We start from the raw sequence: 20145 nt of genomic DNA on the forward strand, positions 1-20145 counted from the left end.
AACTAGACCAATGTTTTAAGGCGGTAAATCCACTCCAGCGCCTGTTTTGGCGTGAGACTATCAGGGTCCAACGCTTCCAGTGCGTCTACGGCTGGCGATGTTTCTGCCACCAGCAGCTGCATTTGCGATCCTTCTACAGTGGATGCCGCAGAACTGCCGGAGAGCGCTTCCAGCTCTTTCAGCTTGTTGCGCGCACGTTTGATCACGTCCTTCGGCACACCCGCTAATGCAGCAACTGCTAAACCATAGCTTTTGCTGGCTGCACCATCTTGTACGCTGTGCATAAATGCAATGGTATCGCCATGCTCCATGGCATCAAGATGCACATTCACTACGCCTTCCATTTTTTCCGGCAGGGTCGTAAGTTCGAAGTAGTGGGTGGCAAACAGTGTCATCGCTTTGATGCGGTTTGCCAGGCTCTCCGCACAAGCCCATGCCAGCGACAGCCCATCGTAGGTCGATGTGCCGCGACCGATTTCATCCATCAACACCAGGCTGTTCTCCGTGGCGTTATGCAGGATATTGGCCGTTTCCGTCATCTCAACCATAAAAGTTGAACGCCCAGAAGCCAGGTCATCAGCCGCACCGACACGAGTAAAGATACGATCGATAGGGCCCATTATGGTTTCTTCGGCTGGCACATAGCTGCCAATCCACGCCATCAGCGCGATCAATGCAGTCTGACGCATGTAAGTACTCTTACCGCCCATATTCGGACCGGTGATGATCAACATGCGGCGTTGATTTGACAGCGATAGCGGGTTAGCAATAAACGGCTCTTTCAGAACCTGCTCCACGACAGGGTGGCGACCCGCGGTGATGCGGATACCGGCTTTTTCCTGCAGTACCGGGCGGCAGTAATTCAGTGTCCAGGCGCGTTCTGCCAGGTTAGCCAACACATCCAGTTCAGCCAGCGCCGCGGCACTGATCTGCAGTGCTTCAAGATGTGGCAGCAACTGATCGAGTAACGCTTCGTACAGGCCTTTTTCCAGCGCTAGCGCTTTGCCTTTTGAGGTCAGTACCTTGTCTTCATACTCTTTCAATTCAGGAATGATGTAGCGCTCGGCGTTCTTCAGCGTCTGGCGGCGGACATAGTGAATCGGCACCAGGTGGCTTTGGCCGCGGCTGACCTGAATGTAGTAACCATGAATTGCGTTAAAACCCACCTTTAAAGTATCCAGCCCTAGCTTCTCTCGTTCGCGAATTTCCAGGCGGTCGAGATAATCAGTGGCACCGTCGGCCAGCGCACGCCATTCATCTAATTCAGCGTTATAGCCGGGCGCAATCACACCACCGTCACGCACCAGCACGGGAGGAGATTCAATGACGGCTAGTTCCAGCAGCTCGCGCAATTCAGTAAATTCACCCATCTGCGAACGCAGATTGACCAATTGAGTCGCCTCGACACCCTCCAGCTGCTGGCTCAACTCCGGCAACTGCTGGAAGGCATGTCGCATGCGAGCTAAATCACGCGGGCGCGCGGTGCGCAGTGCCAGACGCGCCAGGATGCGTTCCAAATCGCCCACCTGGCGCAGTACCGGCTGTAATGCTTCACTCAGAGATTGCAGTTCGGCAATCGATTCCTGGCGACGACTGATGGTGGTGACATCGCGCAGCGGCATATGCAGCCAGCGCTTCAGCATACGGCTGCCCATCGGGGTAACGGTTTTATCCAACACTGCCGCCAGGGTATTTTCGGTGCCCCCGGCCAGGTTCTGCGTGATTTCCAGGTTGCGGCGAGTGGCTGCATCCATGATTACGCTGTCCTGCTGGCGCTCCATACTTAACGAGCGAATATGTGGCAGGGAAGTGCGTTGGGTATCCTTAACATATTGAAGCAGACAACCCGCAGCGCGTAGTGCCAGATGAGCCTGTTCAACACCAAAGCCGCTAAGATCACGCGTGCCGAATTGCAGGTTTAATTGCTGTCGTGCAGTGTCGATTTCATATTCCCATAGCGGACGACGGCGCAGACCACGGCGCTGATCGATCAGCGCCATGGCCTGGAAATCTTCGGGATAGAGCAGTTCAGCAGGATTAGTGCGCTGGAGTTCTGCCGCCATGGTCTCCTGGTCGACAGGTTCGCTCAGGCGAAAACGCCCCGAGCTGATATCGAGGGTGGCATAACCAAACCCGCGCTGGCTCTGGAAGATGGCCGCCAGTAAGTTGTCCTGACGCTCCTGCAGCAGCGCTTCATCACTGATGGTGCCTGGTGTCACAATGCGCACGACTTTACGCTCAACCGGTCCTTTGCTCAGTGCCGGGTCGCCAATCTGTTCGCAGATCGCCACGGATTCACCGAGCTGGACCAGTTTTGCCAGATAACCTTCAACAGCATGATAGGGCACGCCCGCCATCGGGATGGGTTCACCCGCTGACGCGCCGCGTTTCGTGAGTGAAATCTCCAGCAGTTGTGAGGCTCGCCTGGCGTCGTCGTAGAACAGCTCGTAAAAATCGCCCATGCGATAAAACAGCAGGATTTCGGGATGGTCAGCCTTCAGGCGCAGGTATTGCTGCATCATCGGCGTATGGGTGGAAAAGTCCTTGTCTACAGACTCTTTCATATTGAATTTACTCATTTTTATGGTTTTAGAAGTACTCAAGTGGCCCCATGTGAAACCATGATAAACCCATCTAAATCCGAAAATTTGTATGCCAGATGTATTCTAGATACTATCCAGAATACAACATGTCACTTTGGTATACATGAGGCGAAAATCGTGAAGATGATTCTGAGTCAATCCATAGTAATCAACAAGTTGTCTATAGAGACAAAACCCGAGTTTGATTCAGATGGACGAATTATGTATGTGCCTAATGTATCTGGTAAGCCGTATCTTATCACTGACAGCCACCGTGATTCACCAGTTGGCTTTGGCGTTAAGATCAGTGCCACAAAGAAGACCTATATCATTCAACGAAGGGTTTCAGGTGCGAGCAGAAGCCCTTCAGAGGGAAAGTCACCTTCGCAGGTCATCAGAGCAACCATAGGTAATGTTTCGGATTTCGCTTCGATTGATCAGGCTCGTGAGGTTGCGAGAACCTATGCACAATCGATGAAATCTACCAAAAGAAATCCAAATGCAGTTAAGCGAGAGGCTGATATTGCTGAACTGACCCTAAGTGAGATTTTTGCCCAATACCGAAAGCATCTTCTTGGACGAAGCAAACCAGCAAAACCAAATTCAATCCGGGTGCTGGATAAAGCGGAACAAAAGCTTAAAGAGTGGGAGCGGTATAGGGTCCGTGACCTTACAGGAAGCCTCATTCTAAAAAAGTTTGATGAGATAGCCTCAAAGACCAGAACGACGGCTGAGCAGACTTTCAGGTGGGCAAATGTGGCAGTTCAACATTCTATCGATGTAGAAGCGATGAATGCACAGAGCCAGCAACGACTTCCTGTTCTCACTTACAACCCATTCACTGTGCTTCGAGTGCAAAAGAAATACCGTAGTCGCTCTGAACTGGAAGAAAGCTATCAGTCAAAAGGTGTGAGAAATCCGCTTTCAGCAAAAGATACATTGGGTAAGTTTCTGGATGCACTGAACAACAAGAGAAGCTTTAACCGCCTTGGTTGCGATTATCTCCTGCTAACGGTGTTGCTTGGTGCGAGAAAGGAAGAAACGGCATCTCTATGCTGGAGAGAGGAGCTATCGGCAGAAGAAGCAAAGTCTACGAGCTATGTCGATTTGGTTAACAGGAAAATTTTCTTCTTTGATACCAAGAACAGGACGAATCATGAGCTTCCCATCTGTGATGCTGTCAGATGTTTATTAGAGCAAAGAAGGGATATCGTTTTTGATAAAGAAGTAAAAGCGAGTCGCAGAAAATGGGTGTTTCCAGCACGATCACCTCGAAGCAAAAGCGGGCACTATAGTGATAGTAAAACACTTAGGGAATACCTATGTGCAGAAGCCGGAATCACTAAGTTAGGCACTCATGACCTGAGAAGAACCTTTGGCAGGATCGCTGAAGAGATTGGTTCCTATGCTATTGTAAAGAAGCTCCTGAATCACCGTAACACAACCGATCCTACCGAGAGGTATGCTGAACCGGACAAAAACCGAGTGTTTGAGGCACTACAGCGGATTGAGCTACACATACTGATGACTGCGCCAGGGTTATATAATAATTTACTGGCTTCAGCAAAATACCCACCAATACCTGAATATTCTGGGAAGCAAGCATGAGTGCTATTGAAACCTTGAGAGAGATGTCAGAGGTCTGGAGTTTGTTCGGTGACATGCCGGATGATGCCACCATTGGGGTAGATTTAGCGGCATTGTATTTAGGGGTAAGTGTTAAAACCCTTGCTCGTTATCGCCAGAATGGAGATGGCCCACCCTATGTGCAGTATCAGTCTTCTGAAAGCAAAGCCCGAAATCAGCGAGTAAACTATCTTCTTGGCGATCTTAGAGCTTGGCGAAACAATCATAGAGTTAGTGGCACCATGCAGGCCGCTCAGGTTAGGGGATTGGCTTTTACCTCTTTAAAGGATTTTGTCGAACCTAAGCCATTCTATGTAGATAGCTATGAAAATGAGATAATTGGACAAATTCTTACTTTGCCAGACAATGTTTTTAAAGATTGCCTAAAAAATCATACTTGCGAGGTAATTTGGATAAGTGTTGAAGAAGCACTATCAAGGCAATGGAAAAATGCAGAAGAAAGAAAAATATGGCACAGTGTTTTCTGTGAGACTATCCAATGCATTATTCTTGAATCAACTTCACAACAAGAGAAACATGAAATATTATCTAATTTGGATTTGAGGCATTAAGCGAAAATATTAAGGTGCTTTATTCAAGCACCTTTTTTTACTAATAGCGAAGGTCTTCACTGTTAAATATCTGACAAGTTTTTGTTTCTTTATGAAGCATTTTCCTGGTCTCCTCATCATATCTTTTGGAAGCTAAGATGTAATGCAGAGTGGCTTTATAGGAATCTAAAACATTGGGAGGGCATACAAGTTCTAATGTACCAAATGAGAAAAGTTTAACCCCATCAAAAATATAAAACTTCCCATCGTTGGATGTTGATAAATGCCACTGTGGATCTTTGAATTTTTCAGCGGGCCGATTTTCGACTGAAATTGCTGGTCTTAAGACTTCAAAGCCATTTATTCCGACTAATCTTGCTGCGAAATTAACAATTAAAGTGGGAATAACAGGAAGCATTAGAGAAAGAGCTATCAGAAAAAACAAAGCCAATCCAAAAGTTGTCATGCTTTGCTTTATATAACTAACCGAATTTTTTATCTGAATGAAGTAGAAAGCAGGCATCAATGTGATGGTTAGGAACACTATACCTAAACCGTAATACTTGAGAACTTGAATTGATTCCGAGTCAGCATTGTCAAACTTGAGACTCTGGGTAATAATAGGGAACGGGAAACAAAACATCCAAGACACTAACCCTATGAAAAAGGCTCTACCTACAAAGAGAGAAAATAATCTAAAAATGTCTATTTTTGAATGTGATATGTTGTAGTTTTCAATTATTGACCTCTTATTAAAAAACAAGCTAAAAACTATTGGGAAAAAAGTGCTGCATAGTATTATTTTAAATACGTTAAATTGGTTCATTTCAGTTTCCGTAAATTCTGCCAAATAAACCAATAAAGTGAAAGATATTAATGTGCTCAAAAGTAATATTATTGAATGAGTTTTCTTTACACGTTCATAGCCTAAAATATTTGGAACTTCTCTTTTGATAACTAAGCAACCCATTAAAGACGGAGAATAAAACAGGAACATAAAAAGAATAAAGCTAAAAAGAATTATTGCACCAGAAAAAGAAAATAAACTTTCAAAAGTAACTGCTTTTAAGAAAAGATCTGTTCTGCCTAAAAAGACAAGATAAGTCCATATAAATCCAACAGTAATAAGAGTTAAAAAAGCACCCGAAGCAAAGAATTTGATAGCGGGTTTCTTGAATTTCTCAAAAGTCATGAGTTACATCCTTTAAAGAATGAAAATATCCTGCAAGATTATAACCTGCCTTAGTTGACAAATCTATTTGATATGATAAGAACATTTCGATAAACCGATGATGATTCAAAAAGTTTATAGAAAGAAAATGCAAGATTTAGATAGGTTTTAAGCAAGTATATTGCAAAATACTTTACAGAAATATTAATGACATCAGATATATCAATGGTTTGAGTAATTAAAGGTTAGTATAAGGTAAATAGAAAAAGCCTTCTATCTACCTTATATATAAATGTAAAAATAATTTTAGATCCACTTGATATTACTGGATTTATTAAGTAAAAGACAATAATTTATTTGCAAGATACTTATAGGTCATTTCCTATGTAGCTTATACATATACCTATTTTGCAAGATTTTTAATTAAGAATGGAACTAAAATAATGTAAATAAAATAAGGAGACGTATGGATAGAATAGTAACTAATACAATAAAAATGGATACTGGAGAGAGATGTTGTTTGATTACTGATAAAGTTTCAAAAGTGCCGCTTTATTATCCGTGTTTGTATATATCAACTGAGTTAAGAAAGAAGAACGAATCAATTTCAACTATTGAGCTACATTCAGCGAGTATAGCTCTTTTTTATAGATTTCTGAATCTCAAGAACATAGACATAGAAGCAAGGATCAGAACAGCAGAGTTTCTTCATCTTCAAGAGATTGATGGACTAAAAGAATTTATAACTAAGAGAATGAAAAAAGAGAAGGTTGCAAATCTTGATAGCGGGTGCAGGGTTAATAGTAATACTCAGTACTTCAGATTAACAGCAATTATTAAATATCTTGAATGGTTATGTGACTTCTTCACAGTGAGTTATAAAAGAGATCACAAACTTATTGAAAAATTCATTGCGAAATTGAAAAGTCACAGACCTAAGATCAGATTCAGGAACCAAGATCCAGCAAAAGATAGAAACCTCAATCAAAATCAAATTAATATTTTGTTTGAGATTTTGAAAATAGGTTCAGAAATGAATCCATTTAATTCTGATGTTCAAAGGCGAAACAGACTAATGATACTGATTCTTTATAACTTGGGATTAAGGGCAGGAGAGTTACTAAACATCAAAATCGCAGATATTGATATAGGTTCTCAGACAATTTTTATCAACAGGAGAGCTGATGATCCTCATGACTCAAGGATTAAACAACCACTTGTTAAAACCCTAAGTAGGAAGTTATCAATATCTGATGACTTAAGTCAGGAAATTTCCAATTATATTAAAGTAGAAAGAAGAAAGCACAGAATGAAAAAAGATAATGGTTATCTTTTTATTTGTCATAAAAAGGGAAATACGTTTGGAGAACCATTATCTATTCAGGCATATCATAAAATCATTAATGCCTTAAGGATATCTTGCCCCGACCTTTCCAGAATGACAGGGCATAAATTAAGACACACCTGGAATTATGAATTTTCTTCAAAGATGGACCGTATGGAGAGTCCACCTAATCAATATGAGCAAGAACAAATGAGGTCTTTACTCATGGGCTGGAAAGAGGGTTCGGGAACTGCTTCTACTTATAACAGAAGATTCATCGAAAACAAGGCCGCAGAGTTAGCTCTGAATATGCAGAAAGATATGATCAATAGAGGAGGTGTTTAATGTTAAAAGTATATGTTAATGGTGAAGATAATGAGAGCGCTTATGAGGCTAAAACGAAAGGTTATTACTTTTTCCTAAATGATGAGGCATGGAGACTAAGCCGAAATGTGACGGTTAATATCAAAATGGTTAAGGATGTAATTGATAAAGAATTAATGGAAGGATATTTAAAGGTGCTTAAATTTCTGGCTTGTGAATTAAGCCCTGCTTCAGTTAAAGTAATAAATAATAATTTCAGGAGGTTTATTGTAAGTGTAGAGCCAAAGCGAGTTGATGAGTTTTCCCTTGTGAGGTTTAGAGGATCTGATGGCAAGAACAATAATATTATGTCATCGGTAAGGATACTCATAAAAAAATGGTATGAATTGGGCTACTCTGGAATAGATGAAGATGCATATGATTTCTTGTGTAAATTGATAATACCTGACAACAAAAAAGGAGAAGTTGTAAGAAGAAGAGATCAAGTTAAAGGCCCATTTACTGATATCGAATTACAATCTTTTCTTGAAGCTTGCTATAGAGCATATGACAAGGGAAACATAGATATTACTCAATTAGCAATGGCTTTGCTGATAAGCGCAACCGGAAGAAGGCCACTACAGATTTCACAGATGAAGGTCTCAGATATAAGAAGGCTAAAAGTAAATGAGGACAGCTATTCTTATGTTATTAGCATCCCAAGGATAAAGCAAGGCTTGGGATTCAGGGAAGCCTTTAGAAAATTTCAGGTGACAAAAGAGTTGTACGATTTACTCCGTAAGCAGTGTGATTTGAGCATCGAGCAAACTCGTAGCACACTTAAAAGAGAGCTAACTGATAAAGAACTTGGAAATACACCGCTATTTATATCAATGCAAAAGTTAGAAAGCTTCAAAATCAATAACGAACTGAGAGAAATATTTGTAACGGATAAAGCTCACGAATACTCTATGAAAATAAATAAGACACTTAGTTTTATTGCTAAAACAGAAAATATTATTTCGGAAAGAACTTATGAAAGATTAAATGTAAACCCTCGACGATTTCGTTATACGGTTGGCACAAGAGCTGCGAGAGAAGGTGCCAGCGAATTAGTCATTGCAGAACTATTAGATCACTCTACAACTCAATATACGGGGGTATATGTTGAATTTAATGCTGATCATGTTGCAAGAATTGATGAAGCAGTAGGAATCCATATAAAAAAATATGCTGGTTTTTTTCAGGGTAAAATTCAGGGTGATAATTCAATAAATAAAAATGAATTAGCAGTAAGGGATTTATCAGGGGAGGTCACTGGAGCATGTGGAGGTTGTAAATCATGTCAGGCTAATGTTCCAGTCCCTTGTTATACCTGTCATCACTTTCGACCATTTATTGATGCACCACATATAGAACTACGAGATCATTTATTAAAACAAAGAGAAAGAATCATGACTGATACTAATGATGAAACTATGAGTAAAACATTAGACAGAACAATAATGGCTGTAGAAGAAGTAGTAAAAAAATGTGAGACTTTAAAATTACAAAGGAGCAATATATATGAATGAAAGTGATATAATTAATTTTAAGAATAAAACAGAGATCTTAGCAGCGAAAAATCTTAACGAATTTATTCTAAATTGCAAAGAACAACTAAGTGGCAATCTACTTGATAATAACTGGGAGAGTAATCATTGGAAGAAAATATTTAAATTTTCTAAATTTAAGATGAAGAATGTTAAGTTGGACTCGTTCAGTAAGGCAGAAGATCTTGATTCCTCTTACATTGGATTTTGCAAATCATATGTAGCTTATATTTTTTGCTCTAATTCAAAAGGATCTGATAAGTTAACTTTCCCCATTGTGCTTAGGATGATTGAAAAAAATTTATTAGTTTTTACTGGGTCTGGTGATATAAAATCACTAAACCCAGTCATTCTCGATGAGTGCTTGTCCGACATTAATAAAAACTACACTAAAGGAGTTGCATATAGTTGTGGTAAATTTATGGAGAGATTGGTTGCTTTCCTGAATGAGAAAGAATTCCTTAATTGTGGATTAATGAAGTGGAGTAGTTACATCAGACCACCTGAATCAAGGCTGTCGATCTCTGATAATGCAGACAATACCAGATTAGCGAAACTGCCTAATGAAAGAGCATTACGAGCAATTGGTGAAATCTTTTCAATGCAGGATTATGGCCTTCACGAAAGAGACCTGTTTGTTACTTCAGTGTTTGCATTGCTGATGTGCGCACCCAGTCGTATATCTGAAATATTATCACTTAGAGCTGATTGTGAAATTGTTGAGAAGAATAGGGAAGGAAAGGAATGCTATGGACTGAGATTCTATTCATTAAAAGGTTTTGGGGCAAACATTAAGTGGATACCTGAAATTATGGTTCCTACTGCCAAACTTGCCATCAAAAGGTTGCTAAGAATATCTGAAAATCCAAGAGCAAGAAGTAAGATACTTGAGGAAGAGATGAAAAAAGAAGGAGGCGGAGAAATATGGTTTGATAAGGAAAAGGATGTTCGCTTCAGTAATGCTCTTTGTGCTCTATTCGATAATCAGCTCAGCATGAAACGTCAAACTGGTAATGATTTGTTTAAGATAACAAATACCTTCTTCTCTAAAGAGTTAGGCTATTCAAAAATCAGTAAGCATAAGAATCTTTTCAAAAGGCATGGTTATCACGATGAGTTTAATAAACCATTATTTCTCAGAACTCATCAAGCAAGACATTTACTCAACACTCTCGCTCAGAGAGGAGGCCTCGGAGAACTGGATATAGCAAAGTGGTCAGGTAGAGTGTCCGTTACCCAGAACAGAGTTTACAATCACATCACCGAAGACGAAATGATTGAAAAGGTGAAAGCTCTGGGAATTAATCAAAATAACATAATACCCTGCAATAGCGATATAAATGAGAACTTCGAAATTTCTACTATTCATGAATTAAAAAATAAGTTAGAGCATGGGGCGGTTCATACTACAGAATATGGATACTGTGTACATGATTATACTTTTGCTCCCTGTAGCAAGTACTTTGATTGTATCAACTGTAGTGAGCAGGTATGTGTCAAAGGGGAGAAGCAGAAACTTGAAAAGCTCAGGTCCTTAGTTGATACAACGGAAAACCTTGTAGATAAGGCCAAAGAAGCTATTAGTGAAGAGGAACTTGGGGCTGACAAGTGGTATCAGCATCAAACGAAGACACTTGAGAGAGTGAAGGGGATTATTGCATTGATGGAAAATCCCGAACTACCTGATGGTTCGCTTATAAGAACACATGGCGATGATTTTTCACACCTCTCTCGTATTTTAGAAATGAAGAAGGATGACAAGATAATTAACAAGGAGAACAATAATGGCTAAACACCTAACTAATAAAGATCTACAAATCATTATAAATTCTATTGCAGGATGGCAGAGTTCAAGACAAGGGAAGTTTACCTGGGAAAACCTTTGTGACTCTGTTACTGATCTCTTGGGTAAGAGACCAACAAGACAGTCCCTTAGTCAGCATAAAGAAATAGTTAGGGCTTTTGAAATTCAAAAGAAAAGCATAAAATCTGGATCTTCTGAGGTCAAAAGACCTGCAAACCTGAATGTAGCTTCACAGCAGATAAAAAATTTGCAGTTAAAAAATGAATCGCTAAAAGAAGAAGTTAGAGTTCTAAAACAACAATTCATAATATGGCAGTTTAATGCTTATAAATATGGGATTAAGGAACATCAGCTCAATGCACCCCTTATGCCAGTTGATAGGGAAAAGACTGATAAAGAGTAAATTATTTAGGTGAGAAAAATTGATTTTAAAATAGAATACGTTATAAATAATATGTCACGGATGACAAACTAGCAAGGATGCTTACTATGAATGGATTACAAAGATATTTGCCAGATCAAAGGTTTTTGATTTTACTCAATAGATTTATAATTAGATATGATGAGTCTCAGTTTAATAAAGAAAAGATTGTGAAAGATGCCTACCTTTTCTGTGTGGGGTACTTTTTAAAATATCAGCATGATTATGAAAATCCTTATTTAAAAGGACCGAGTAATATTATTGCTGTTTTAAGTTCAGCTTTACTTAGTTCTAATTTCTACACAATACCTTCAACTATCAGTCTAGACCGAATTCTATATTTCTATAAATTTATTGTTGAATACATAATATGGAATGAACATGAGGTAGAGACGGTATTCAAAAATCAGGAATTAGGTTTTAGAAAAGAAATTTCCTGTGAAATTAAAAAATCATCTTCTTGTAAGAAAAAGAGGTTGTAATAACTATTCATTACTGAATCCCAGTTTAATAACTTCTTAAACAATGGCTTTTGACTTTCTCAAAGGGAAGTCATATAGGCCATTTTTTTAAGCATTTACAGCTCCTCACTCACTTGTCCTGCCTCCTGCCTCCTGCCTCCTGCTGAACCCTGCTGTCATAAATTCACCCATTAAGTAATCATTCTAACTGTTTTATAAGGTTACTAATGAGTGTTTTTCAAGTTGCGCTTTTTAAGTACATGTTAATAAAATGCTGATAAAATCATCATCAGCATAATCTTAACTCCGGATTTTTCTCGCAAATCCAGTGGTTTGTTCTTTTAATATTTTAAATTAACAAAGAGTATGGGTTTTTACCGCTAGGGTTATTGACGAATAAATCATTAATGTTGTTTATTGGAGTGGTATCGATACACAAACACAACTTTACAAACCTAACTGAACAAGCAAGAGGGTATCACTATGATCAAGTTCTCTACTCTGTCTCAGCGCATTTCTGCTATCACTGAAGAAAATGCTATGTATACCAAAGGTCAGGTTATCGTCCTTAGCTGATAACGTATGACAAAGGCCGCATCTCGTATGCGGCCTTACTTTTTTGGAGCACACCATGTCACTAACGAATGTAAAACCCCTCATTAAAGAATCTCATCACATCATCCTCGCAGATGATGGAGATATTTGTATTGGAGAAATTCCGGGAGTATCTCAGGTCATCAATGATCCTCCTTCCTGGGTAAGACCAGCTCTTGCCAAAATGGATGGCAAAAGGACAGTTCCCCGGATTTTTAAAGAACTGGTTAGTGAGGGTGTCCAGATTGAAAGTGAACATCTGGAAGGACTGGTTGCGGGCTTGGCGGAAAGGAAGCTCCTTCAGGACAACTCCTTCTTCTCAAAAGTGCTGTCTGGTGAGGAAGTAGAAAGGTACAACAGGCAAATCCTTCAGTTCTCCCTGATCGATGCTGATAACCAACATCCTTTCGTGTATCAGGAACGGCTAAAGCAAAGTAAGGTAGCCATCTTCGGGATGGGAGGATGGGGCACATGGTGTGCACTTCAACTGGCTATGTCAGGTATAGGCACCTTAAGGCTGATTGATGGGGATGATGTTGAGTTGTCAAACATCAACAGACAGGTGTTGTATCGCACAGATGATGTAGGCAAGAACAAAGTTGATGCGGCCAAAGATACGATCCTTGCCTATAACGAAAACGTGAATGTGGAGACATTCTTTGAGTTCGCATCTCCAGACAGAGCAAGACTTGAAGAACTCATTGGTGACAGCACTTTCATTATCCTTGCTTGGGCAGCACTGGGTTACTATCGTAAGGACACTGCTGAAGAAGTCATCCATAGCATAGCTAAAGACAAGGCCATCCCTGTTATTGAGCTGGGTGGTGATCCTTTAGAGATCTCAGTTGGTCCCATCTACCTCAATGATGGTGTTCATAGCGGTTTCGATGAAGTCAAGAATTCTGTTAAAGATAAGTATTACGACAGCAATTCAGACATTAGAAAGTTTCAGGAAGCCCGGCTGAAGCACTCGTTCATAGATGGTGATAGAAAGGTAAATGCCTGGCAAAGTGCTCCCTCATTATCAATCATGGCTGGTATCGTTACAGATCAGGTTGTTAAAACCATAACTGGCTACGATAAACCACACCTTGTAGGTAAAAAATTCATTCTTTCATTACAGGATTTCAAGTCTCGCGAAGAAGAGATTTTTTAAATGAGTATTGAAAGTATTACCTTTAACGACAAAGGGTATCTTACCAAAAATATACAGTCTCAATTCGGTTCAAAAATTTATGAGATTATGGAGTTATCACAAGCTTCATCTGAGGAGTCTTGGACTTACATATACAAAAATTCCTTAGAACAAAAAGATCTCTCATTCTTGACTCCGGCAGATGAGATTGAAAAGAGTTTCAATTCTTGTTTTGCAGATTTTTGCGATAATAAATTCAGTTTCTTCTTCAGAAGACTTTCCAATGAAGTGAAAGATAATGTTGCTTCAAGTGAAGCTTCAACAATTGCTTATAACTTTTGTAATTCCGATGAGTTTAAAGATCTGATTACTAGCTTAACCGGAAGGAAGATAGGAAATACCGACCTTTTCTATATCAATCGTTTCGATAAAGGCCATTTTCTCAACACCCATACAGATTCAGGAAACAATGTCGGGGTAGCCTTGAATATTACTCAAAAATGGGACCCGAACTTTGGTGGTTTAACACATATACTTGATCAGGATAGAAAGAAGGTTGTTGATACATTGACACCAGGTTTTGCGGAGTTGTTTCTTTTTGATACATCAGAGAAACAGGTTCCTCATTTCGTATCGATGGTGACAGCTAATCAGAAAAGCAGGCGGATGTCTGTTATAGCAAGGTATGGGAAGGCTTAGATTAATGACTAAAAGTTCTTTATGGCTTACGATGTTAATGGCTTTAATATGGGGTACTTCATTTCCTGTTTCAAAAATTGCGATCAATGTGATAGGGCCTTATGCATTCCGAATGGCGGGGTCGCTTGTTTCATGTGGTATTATCTTTTTCATATTCAACAAAAGTATCTGTGAAAGCCTTAATACACTTAATTTTGATGAATTTTTAAGAATTGCAATAATTGCGGTGCCAAATGTTTTCCTGGTTCCAACACTCAATAGCATCGCTCTTCACTTTACCTCAGTTACGAATGCGACGATCCTCGTTTACACCATGCCTTGCTTTACCTCGATTATACTCATGGGCTTAGCAAGAAAACTGAACTTACTCTCTCTGTTCTCGCTGCTGCTCTGCTTTTCGGGGATTTTCTTGATACTCAAAGAAGTCCATGTTGGGTTGGGTGAGGTTGTAATTCTGTGTAGTGCCATTTTCTGGGCTATGGGAGCTGTCGTTTCTCAAAAGATAGTGACTGTCACTCCATTTAAGGCGAGATTATTCTGGCAGATATTGGTTTCAACTATTCTGGTTTCCATTACTTATCCTTTCTTTCAATCAGGTCCATTACTTCAACCTCTTGTTACCGCTTTCACTAATACCGAGTGTCTTCTTTGTGTTCTCTATCTCGGTATTGTAGGTAATGCACTGGTATACTTCATCTGGTTTTATCTCATTCAGAACGAGAGTGCAGAATTTGCAAGCTATGCGACTCTGCTATCACCTGTTATAACCGTTATTATTGCTTCTACATTTCTCAATGAACAACCTTCAAGTAAGCAAGTAATTGGTTTTAGCTTGATTTTAATGAGTGCTCTTTTGGTTAATGTAATTAGACCATTTTTTGCAAAAGGAAAATGAGTTATCTTTTATTTAATGGTTACTCATTATTGTTAAATTATATAAAAAATATTTGAAAAAGTGAGTTGTATTTAATGAAGACAGTATACATTTTAGGTGCTGGATTTTCTGTTGAAGCTGGAGCACCAACTCAGCAGAGTATAATTTCAAAAGCTTTCGACTTGAATGATCAGGATGAAAGTAACTTTGATAAAAATAAATTTAAAATTTTCAGGAGTTTTATTGTTGATCAACTCAATGTTGAGTTCAACAATGCTGGGAAAGTAGATTTAGAAGATATATTTACCCCATTGGATCGGTGTATAAACGAAAATAGTCAATATAGAGGTGTGAGTGTAAAGAGTTTAGCTGATGTTAGAGAGGCTACTTTTTATGTTGTTGGTAAAACAATACAATTATTATTAAATAAAACTACTAATAATAAAGATTATATCGACCTATTTGCTAAAAGCTTGATTTCTCACTCGCGGAGGAAAAAAGGTAATGAATATACTCAAGTTGATCCTGTAAGTGTGATAAGTACAAATTGGGATATTCTATTAGATAATTCTGTTTATCATGAAATCATAAAAAGTGAGGAAGATGCTGTAGTAGATTATTGCTGCTATATTAGTTCGTTGACGAAAGAGGATCATACGGTAAAGCCTGGGTTAGAAGTGCTTGGAAGAGGCGGTTATAACGTTAAAATTCTCAAAGTTCATGGCTCCTTAAATTGGCTACAATGTCCTCGCTGTATGAGGCTTTATGTAGGTTTTTCAAAGAAAGAAGCAATTTACAATTTTCAACAACTAAGTTCATGTCGCCACTGTGATCACAACTTTCCTGAAGAAATTGGCAATCATAATCTTTATTCAAATTTGATAATGCCAACTTTCATTAAAGATTTAACTAATCCTCAATACAAAATTGTCTGGCAAAATGCTGGAGTTGAAATTTCTGAAGCTGATAAATTAGTTTTCATTGGATACTCATTACCGAGCGCAGATTTTGATATGAGACAACTTTTATCAAGAATGACAAGAAAAAGTGCTGAGATTGAAGTTGTTGATAAATGTAATGATCCAGAGGAAATTTCAAAAAAAGAAGCTCATTGGAGAAAGTTTTTTGGTAAAAGAGAAATTTCATTTCACTTTAATGGAGCTTCCGATTATCTTAGTAAGATAAGTTGATTTTTCCTGTTTTAATTCCCTATGAACGTAATTTTTTACTGAGCTGAGCCAGCAAAAATGCTGGCTCAAAAAATCTTGTTATCCTTTGTTTATAACTTTATCAAAAACATGCATCCACCGCTTGAGTTGCAGTTCTGTATCACGGATACCTTCCTGTGAGTTGAAGTCACCCTTTTGAGGAAAGAACATTACCCGCCATTCTGGATACTGAACATCGTCTACTGCGATGTAAAACCCTGATTCTCTAAAGTCATGGGTGCGGTCGAGTTCTCTATCCAAGCCTGTTCTTTGTCTTGTGGTAGACAAGTTGTATCTCCACTCCTTGACCGCAGAGAAGGGATAGGTATTTTGTTTATTCTCTTCCCTGAGATGAATCAGTCCCCTGTGCTGGTCGAGTTTCATTGAAGTAGGGCCAAATTCATGGCTCCACATCCCGTCCTGCTCGCCAAAATGGTCCCTGGTGCTGGCATTCCACTTTTTGATGCGGAATTTTTTATAAGCAAACATCAAGAGCATGATGCTTGCGAAAACCCAAATAATAGCGAGTTGCACTAATCCTTTCATACCCAAGAAGTAGAAGATGACAATTGGCAGAGCGATGGCAATCCATACTCGTTTCATCATCAGGAAATTAGGCTGCTTTACTTCAGTCATTGTTGTCATAGAACCATCCAGTATTGTTTCGTTGGATTCAGAGCGCACGCATCTATCAGCTTATTTTGCTGATAAATCAGTGAGCTATATCGCTTCGTTTGAAGTTACATTACGGCCAGTAATGAGTGTCTAGCAAATCATTTGTACCGATCGATCAGATCTTTTTGATAGTTACAAGCTATCATGATAGTTAAATTGATCTGTAAAAACGATCGATCGGTTTTTCCTATCAATATGATTATTAATAAGAATAGATAGCGCATTTGACTTAATGTGTAGTTTTAAACTACTGATAACTAGCAGGTTTAAGAGGCATCAAATAGAAAATCTTTTTTTCTCAGTGGTGCTTTCTTTGATAATTGCGAGTGATTTTTTATCGCCAGTGTTTTGGGTAGGAGTAAAGAAGTGGATGGGTTTCATCTTGATTGACGGCTTAAGAATGCTCAGGCCCGTTGCTTTCAAGGCTTGGATAATCTGCTTCAGGTATGGGACCCATAGTAGCCAGCGAACCCTGCCGTTCTGTTTAGTATTCGGCTCCTCAATATGCGGAATAGCAGGGGAGTGGAACATTGGCTCGTCGTCTATGTTCGCCAGTCTTTCCACTGCTACTAACTCCTCCTCAGGCAACTCTGTATCAGCTATTACCTGAGGCTCGACAGCAGGGGAAAGGGTAACCTTCTGGCTCAGACTCGACCATGAGTAGGCTCTACCTAACTGAGATGCTTTGAAGGCGACTCCTGCATACTTAAATGAGAAACCATTCATTTTACCAGTAGAAGCAATGCTCGCACTGGCTGTTATATTTTGCTTACCGAGTTCATAGATGAAATCGTCAATGGTGATGGTGCCATAGAAACTGAGCACAGCCTCAATTGCTTCCTGGATGATTTTCTTTGGTGCTTTATTGCCTGTCCTAGCTTCCATCATTTCCTCATTCCTGCCAGTTTTCCTGACTTTGGGTGTTGAAGAAGGAGATGAACCTTTGGTTCGTGCGAGCTGATGATCCTGCTCAAGCTCTTGAATGATTCTGGTGCTGATGAGGTTCTCATTTCTACCGAGGTAGAGCTGGCCATCAGGTAAACGAATGCGGGAAGCGATTATATGTATGTGCTGGCCGGCCTCGTCATCATGGAGGACATAGCAACGGAGATGAGTATCACTGAAGCCCATTCGCTTCATGTAGTCGTCAGCAATAAGCTTCCACTGCTCATTACTGATTGAATCTCCTATAGGGAGTCGAAGGGAGTTGTGCCAGACGGGTTTCTGCACGTCTGGGCGAAACTTCTGTGTTCGCTTGAACTCATCAGTAACTTCATCTACAGATGAGCCAATAATGTTAACGCCGATTATCAAAGGAGCTATCTTGTGATGAGGTGCTGGGGCAAGTGCATATGAGACTACACCTCTGAAGCACTTACCCCTGCGGATTTTCTGCATTCCTTTCAAGAGTGGAATATCACTTATCGAGTGAGAGCAGGGCATCTCTCACATGAGACAGCTTTAGCCTGAGAGTATCTACCTCATTACTCAAAGGCTGAGCATCAGATCCACGACGAATCAGAAATGAAGTGAGGTCATTCAACTTTTGCAGGGAAGCCGTCAGTTGATGCCAGGCTTCTTTGTTTACCTCTGGAACTGAGGGAGGCAATTGCTTTAGAGCTGACGATCTAAGCCAATAGCTCCTGCTTAGCTGACCTCTGGACTGGTTTACTTTGCTCAACTCCACTTCATTCAATCTGACAGTTACTGAGTATCTGCGAAGACGATTAGGGGGTAGTTTCTTTGCAATAGTATTATTGGTAAACGTAGAGGGAAACTCATCATCAAAAATAATATTTATTTTATCCATATCAACTCCTTTTGATATTTAGGCTAAATAGCAAATCCGTATGCTATATATAAAAATACCATAAAGATCAATAGTGTCAATGGCTTGGCCTTTGGTTTTGAGGTGGCTTTGATCTTTCTTTTTCAACCGAAGGGCAGAAAAAGCAAGGCAACTCAAAGATGCGGAGCATCGATGAGTTAGCCCTTGCTGAATTGTTAATTGTAATTCTAGCTATTGACAAATTATCATAAAGTATTTTAATAATTAAAATTAAAAGGAGGTTTTCATGATAAATAGAAGATTTTTAGTATTCATATCAAAGTTTGCACCGCTGTTCATATTTGTTTATCTGATTGTTGTTGTTGCTTATTTAAATTTATCTGAAGAATTTGATCTGTCGCAGTTTGACAGAGTGAGTTTTTTCTTACAGTTCCTAAGTGTATCAGTTGTTATGTCTGTTTTTTTGCTACCATTTGCCTTGATATTGAAGGGGGTTTTGAAGTGACATGCCACTCAGTCTTATAATTTGCTGTTTTTTTTACCTTTTTAAATGATTATTTAATGTATGAATTAATGTTTTCTTTACTTTCAGCTATTGCAATAAATGCCTTGATAAATAAAAAAATTGAATAGAATGATAAGGCTATATATGTAATTCCATTTTCTAAAAGAAATGTAAAGGCATCAATTTTGCTATGTGGGACCGTTTTTATCACGGCAAATAAAGCAACAATGCCTGATATTACATATAGTAAAGAGTCATTAACCGATTTGATAATGTCTCTTTGCTTTTTTTCTTTACATGCAATGTAATTCCATGAGAAGTATATTGCTGGTAATGGCAGGGTTAATAATAAGTATGGCGTGTATGAACTGTTGTTTTCTATTTCGAGCACTGAGAATAAAATGCAAAGAATAATATAAGTTATTATCACCGTAAAATATTTAAGCATGAATTTTTTTGGGAAGTTCTCTCTATCTTTTATTAATATGACTGCTAAAGGTAGCTTGTTTTTTTTATTGGTTAACACAGGTTTTAATTTATTAGACATTTGAATTCCATTTTGAGAAGGATTGTATGCTATCTAACAAGCCTAAAAATTTTGATAATAAATAAAAATAACCTCAGATATACATATCAAAAGGAAGATTGATATCTCATAATTTTTAAGCCATTGATTATGCTGGTTTTTTAGGGTGATGCATTTCTTGAGCTAATCTCACATTTACAACTTACTGTGCATCTATCCATAAAATTTTGAAAGTAAAGTATTAATTTTTAAACCTCGATAGACATTAATTCTGCTAACTATAGTTTCATGAATTAAGAAGTTTA

General features: G+C 39.0%; 18 protein-coding genes. 12 read left to right on the plus strand and 6 right to left on the minus strand.

What is annotated here, in order from left to right:
- Positions 1 to 2: 2 nt before the first annotated feature.
- Positions 3 to 2564 carry a DNA mismatch repair protein MutS gene (gene mutS / locus FD744_RS12320; RefSeq protein WP_202403495.1) on the minus strand — a complete coding sequence of 854 codons (2562 nt, stop codon included), beginning with the start codon at positions 2562 to 2564 and terminating at the stop codon, positions 3 to 5.
- Between the two features lie 156 nt (positions 2565 to 2720).
- Between mutS and FD744_RS12325 the strand changes: the two genes are divergently transcribed.
- Together FD744_RS12325 and FD744_RS12330 are read left to right on the plus strand one after the other, a co-directional pair.
- Positions 2721 to 4190 carry a tyrosine-type recombinase/integrase gene (locus tag FD744_RS12325; RefSeq protein WP_160868347.1) on the plus strand — a complete coding sequence of 490 codons (1470 nt, stop codon included), beginning with the start codon at positions 2721 to 2723 and terminating at the stop codon, positions 4188 to 4190.
- The gene (locus FD744_RS12330) at positions 4187 to 4780 is read left to right on the plus strand and encodes a hypothetical protein (RefSeq protein ID WP_160868348.1); all 594 of its coding nucleotides are present in this window, start codon (positions 4187 to 4189) and stop codon (positions 4778 to 4780) included. Before FD744_RS12325 ends, FD744_RS12330 begins: the two co-directional genes overlap by 4 nt.
- Positions 4781 to 4820: 40 nt before the next feature.
- Here FD744_RS12330 and FD744_RS12335 read toward each other — a convergent pair whose 3' ends face one another.
- The gene (locus FD744_RS12335) at positions 4821 to 5951 is read right to left on the minus strand and encodes a hypothetical protein (RefSeq protein ID WP_160868349.1); all 1131 of its coding nucleotides are present in this window, start codon (positions 5949 to 5951) and stop codon (positions 4821 to 4823) included.
- 445 nt (positions 5952 to 6396) lie between these two features.
- On the opposite strand from FD744_RS12335, the gene FD744_RS12340 reads away from it, so the two are divergent.
- From FD744_RS12340 to FD744_RS12385, 10 genes are all read left to right on the plus strand, one after another.
- Positions 6397 to 7599 (plus strand): site-specific integrase, encoded by a 1203-nt coding sequence (locus FD744_RS12340; protein ID WP_160868350.1) that lies wholly within the window; start codon positions 6397 to 6399, stop codon positions 7597 to 7599.
- Positions 7599 to 9131, plus strand: a complete 1533-nt coding sequence (locus FD744_RS12345; protein ID WP_160868351.1) for a site-specific integrase — start codon at positions 7599 to 7601, stop codon at positions 9129 to 9131. The genes FD744_RS12340 and FD744_RS12345 overlap by 1 nt, the downstream gene beginning before the upstream one ends.
- Complete coding sequence (locus FD744_RS12350) at positions 9124 to 10941, plus strand: integrase (protein WP_160868352.1); 1818 nt, start codon at positions 9124 to 9126, stop codon at positions 10939 to 10941. Before FD744_RS12345 ends, FD744_RS12350 begins: the two co-directional genes overlap by 8 nt.
- Positions 10934 to 11356, plus strand: coding sequence for a hypothetical protein (locus FD744_RS12355; RefSeq protein WP_160868353.1), 423 nt, complete (start codon positions 10934 to 10936; stop codon positions 11354 to 11356). Before FD744_RS12350 ends, FD744_RS12355 begins: the two co-directional genes overlap by 8 nt.
- A gap of 86 nt (positions 11357 to 11442) precedes the next feature.
- Positions 11443 to 11856, plus strand: coding sequence for a hypothetical protein (locus FD744_RS12360; RefSeq protein WP_160868354.1), 414 nt, complete (start codon positions 11443 to 11445; stop codon positions 11854 to 11856).
- A gap of 462 nt (positions 11857 to 12318) precedes the next feature.
- Positions 12319 to 12411 (plus strand): pantocin A family RiPP, encoded by a 93-nt coding sequence (locus FD744_RS12365; RefSeq protein WP_012770338.1) that lies wholly within the window; start codon positions 12319 to 12321, stop codon positions 12409 to 12411.
- A gap of 55 nt (positions 12412 to 12466) precedes the next feature.
- Positions 12467 to 13585, plus strand: a complete 1119-nt coding sequence (locus FD744_RS12370; protein WP_160868355.1) for a ThiF family adenylyltransferase — start codon at positions 12467 to 12469, stop codon at positions 13583 to 13585.
- Positions 13586 to 14263 carry a 2OG-Fe(II) oxygenase family protein gene (locus FD744_RS12375; protein ID WP_160868356.1) on the plus strand — a complete coding sequence of 226 codons (678 nt, stop codon included), beginning with the start codon at positions 13586 to 13588 and terminating at the stop codon, positions 14261 to 14263.
- Between the two features lie 4 nt (positions 14264 to 14267).
- On the plus strand, positions 14268 to 15158 hold the full coding sequence (locus FD744_RS12380; protein WP_237449386.1) for a DMT family transporter: 891 nt from the start codon (positions 14268 to 14270) through the stop codon (positions 15156 to 15158).
- A gap of 74 nt (positions 15159 to 15232) precedes the next feature.
- Positions 15233 to 16327, plus strand: coding sequence for a hypothetical protein (locus FD744_RS12385; protein ID WP_160868358.1), 1095 nt, complete (start codon positions 15233 to 15235; stop codon positions 16325 to 16327).
- Positions 16328 to 16405: 78 nt separating this feature from the next.
- On the opposite strand, the gene FD744_RS12390 is transcribed toward FD744_RS12385, so the two are convergent.
- The 4 genes from FD744_RS12390 to FD744_RS12405 form a co-directional block, all read right to left on the minus strand.
- Complete coding sequence (locus tag FD744_RS12390; protein WP_160868359.1) at positions 16406 to 16990, minus strand: DUF4755 domain-containing protein; 585 nt, start codon at positions 16988 to 16990, stop codon at positions 16406 to 16408.
- A 306-nt stretch (positions 16991 to 17296) separates the two neighbouring features.
- Positions 17297 to 18427, minus strand: a complete 1131-nt coding sequence (locus tag FD744_RS12395) for a relaxase/mobilization nuclease domain-containing protein (protein WP_237449387.1) — start codon at positions 18425 to 18427, stop codon at positions 17297 to 17299.
- 10 nt (positions 18428 to 18437) lie between these two features.
- Positions 18438 to 18830, minus strand: coding sequence for a hypothetical protein (locus FD744_RS12400; RefSeq protein WP_160868360.1), 393 nt, complete (start codon positions 18828 to 18830; stop codon positions 18438 to 18440).
- Between the two features lie 533 nt (positions 18831 to 19363).
- Positions 19364 to 19861 carry a hypothetical protein gene (locus FD744_RS12405; RefSeq protein ID WP_160868361.1) on the minus strand — a complete coding sequence of 166 codons (498 nt, stop codon included), beginning with the start codon at positions 19859 to 19861 and terminating at the stop codon, positions 19364 to 19366.
- Between the last annotated feature and the right edge of the window lie 284 nt (positions 19862 to 20145).

The sequence above is a fragment of the Pantoea sp. Taur genome, from assembly GCF_009830025.1.
GTDB lineage: Bacteria > Pseudomonadota > Gammaproteobacteria > Enterobacterales > Enterobacteriaceae > Pantoea > Pantoea communis.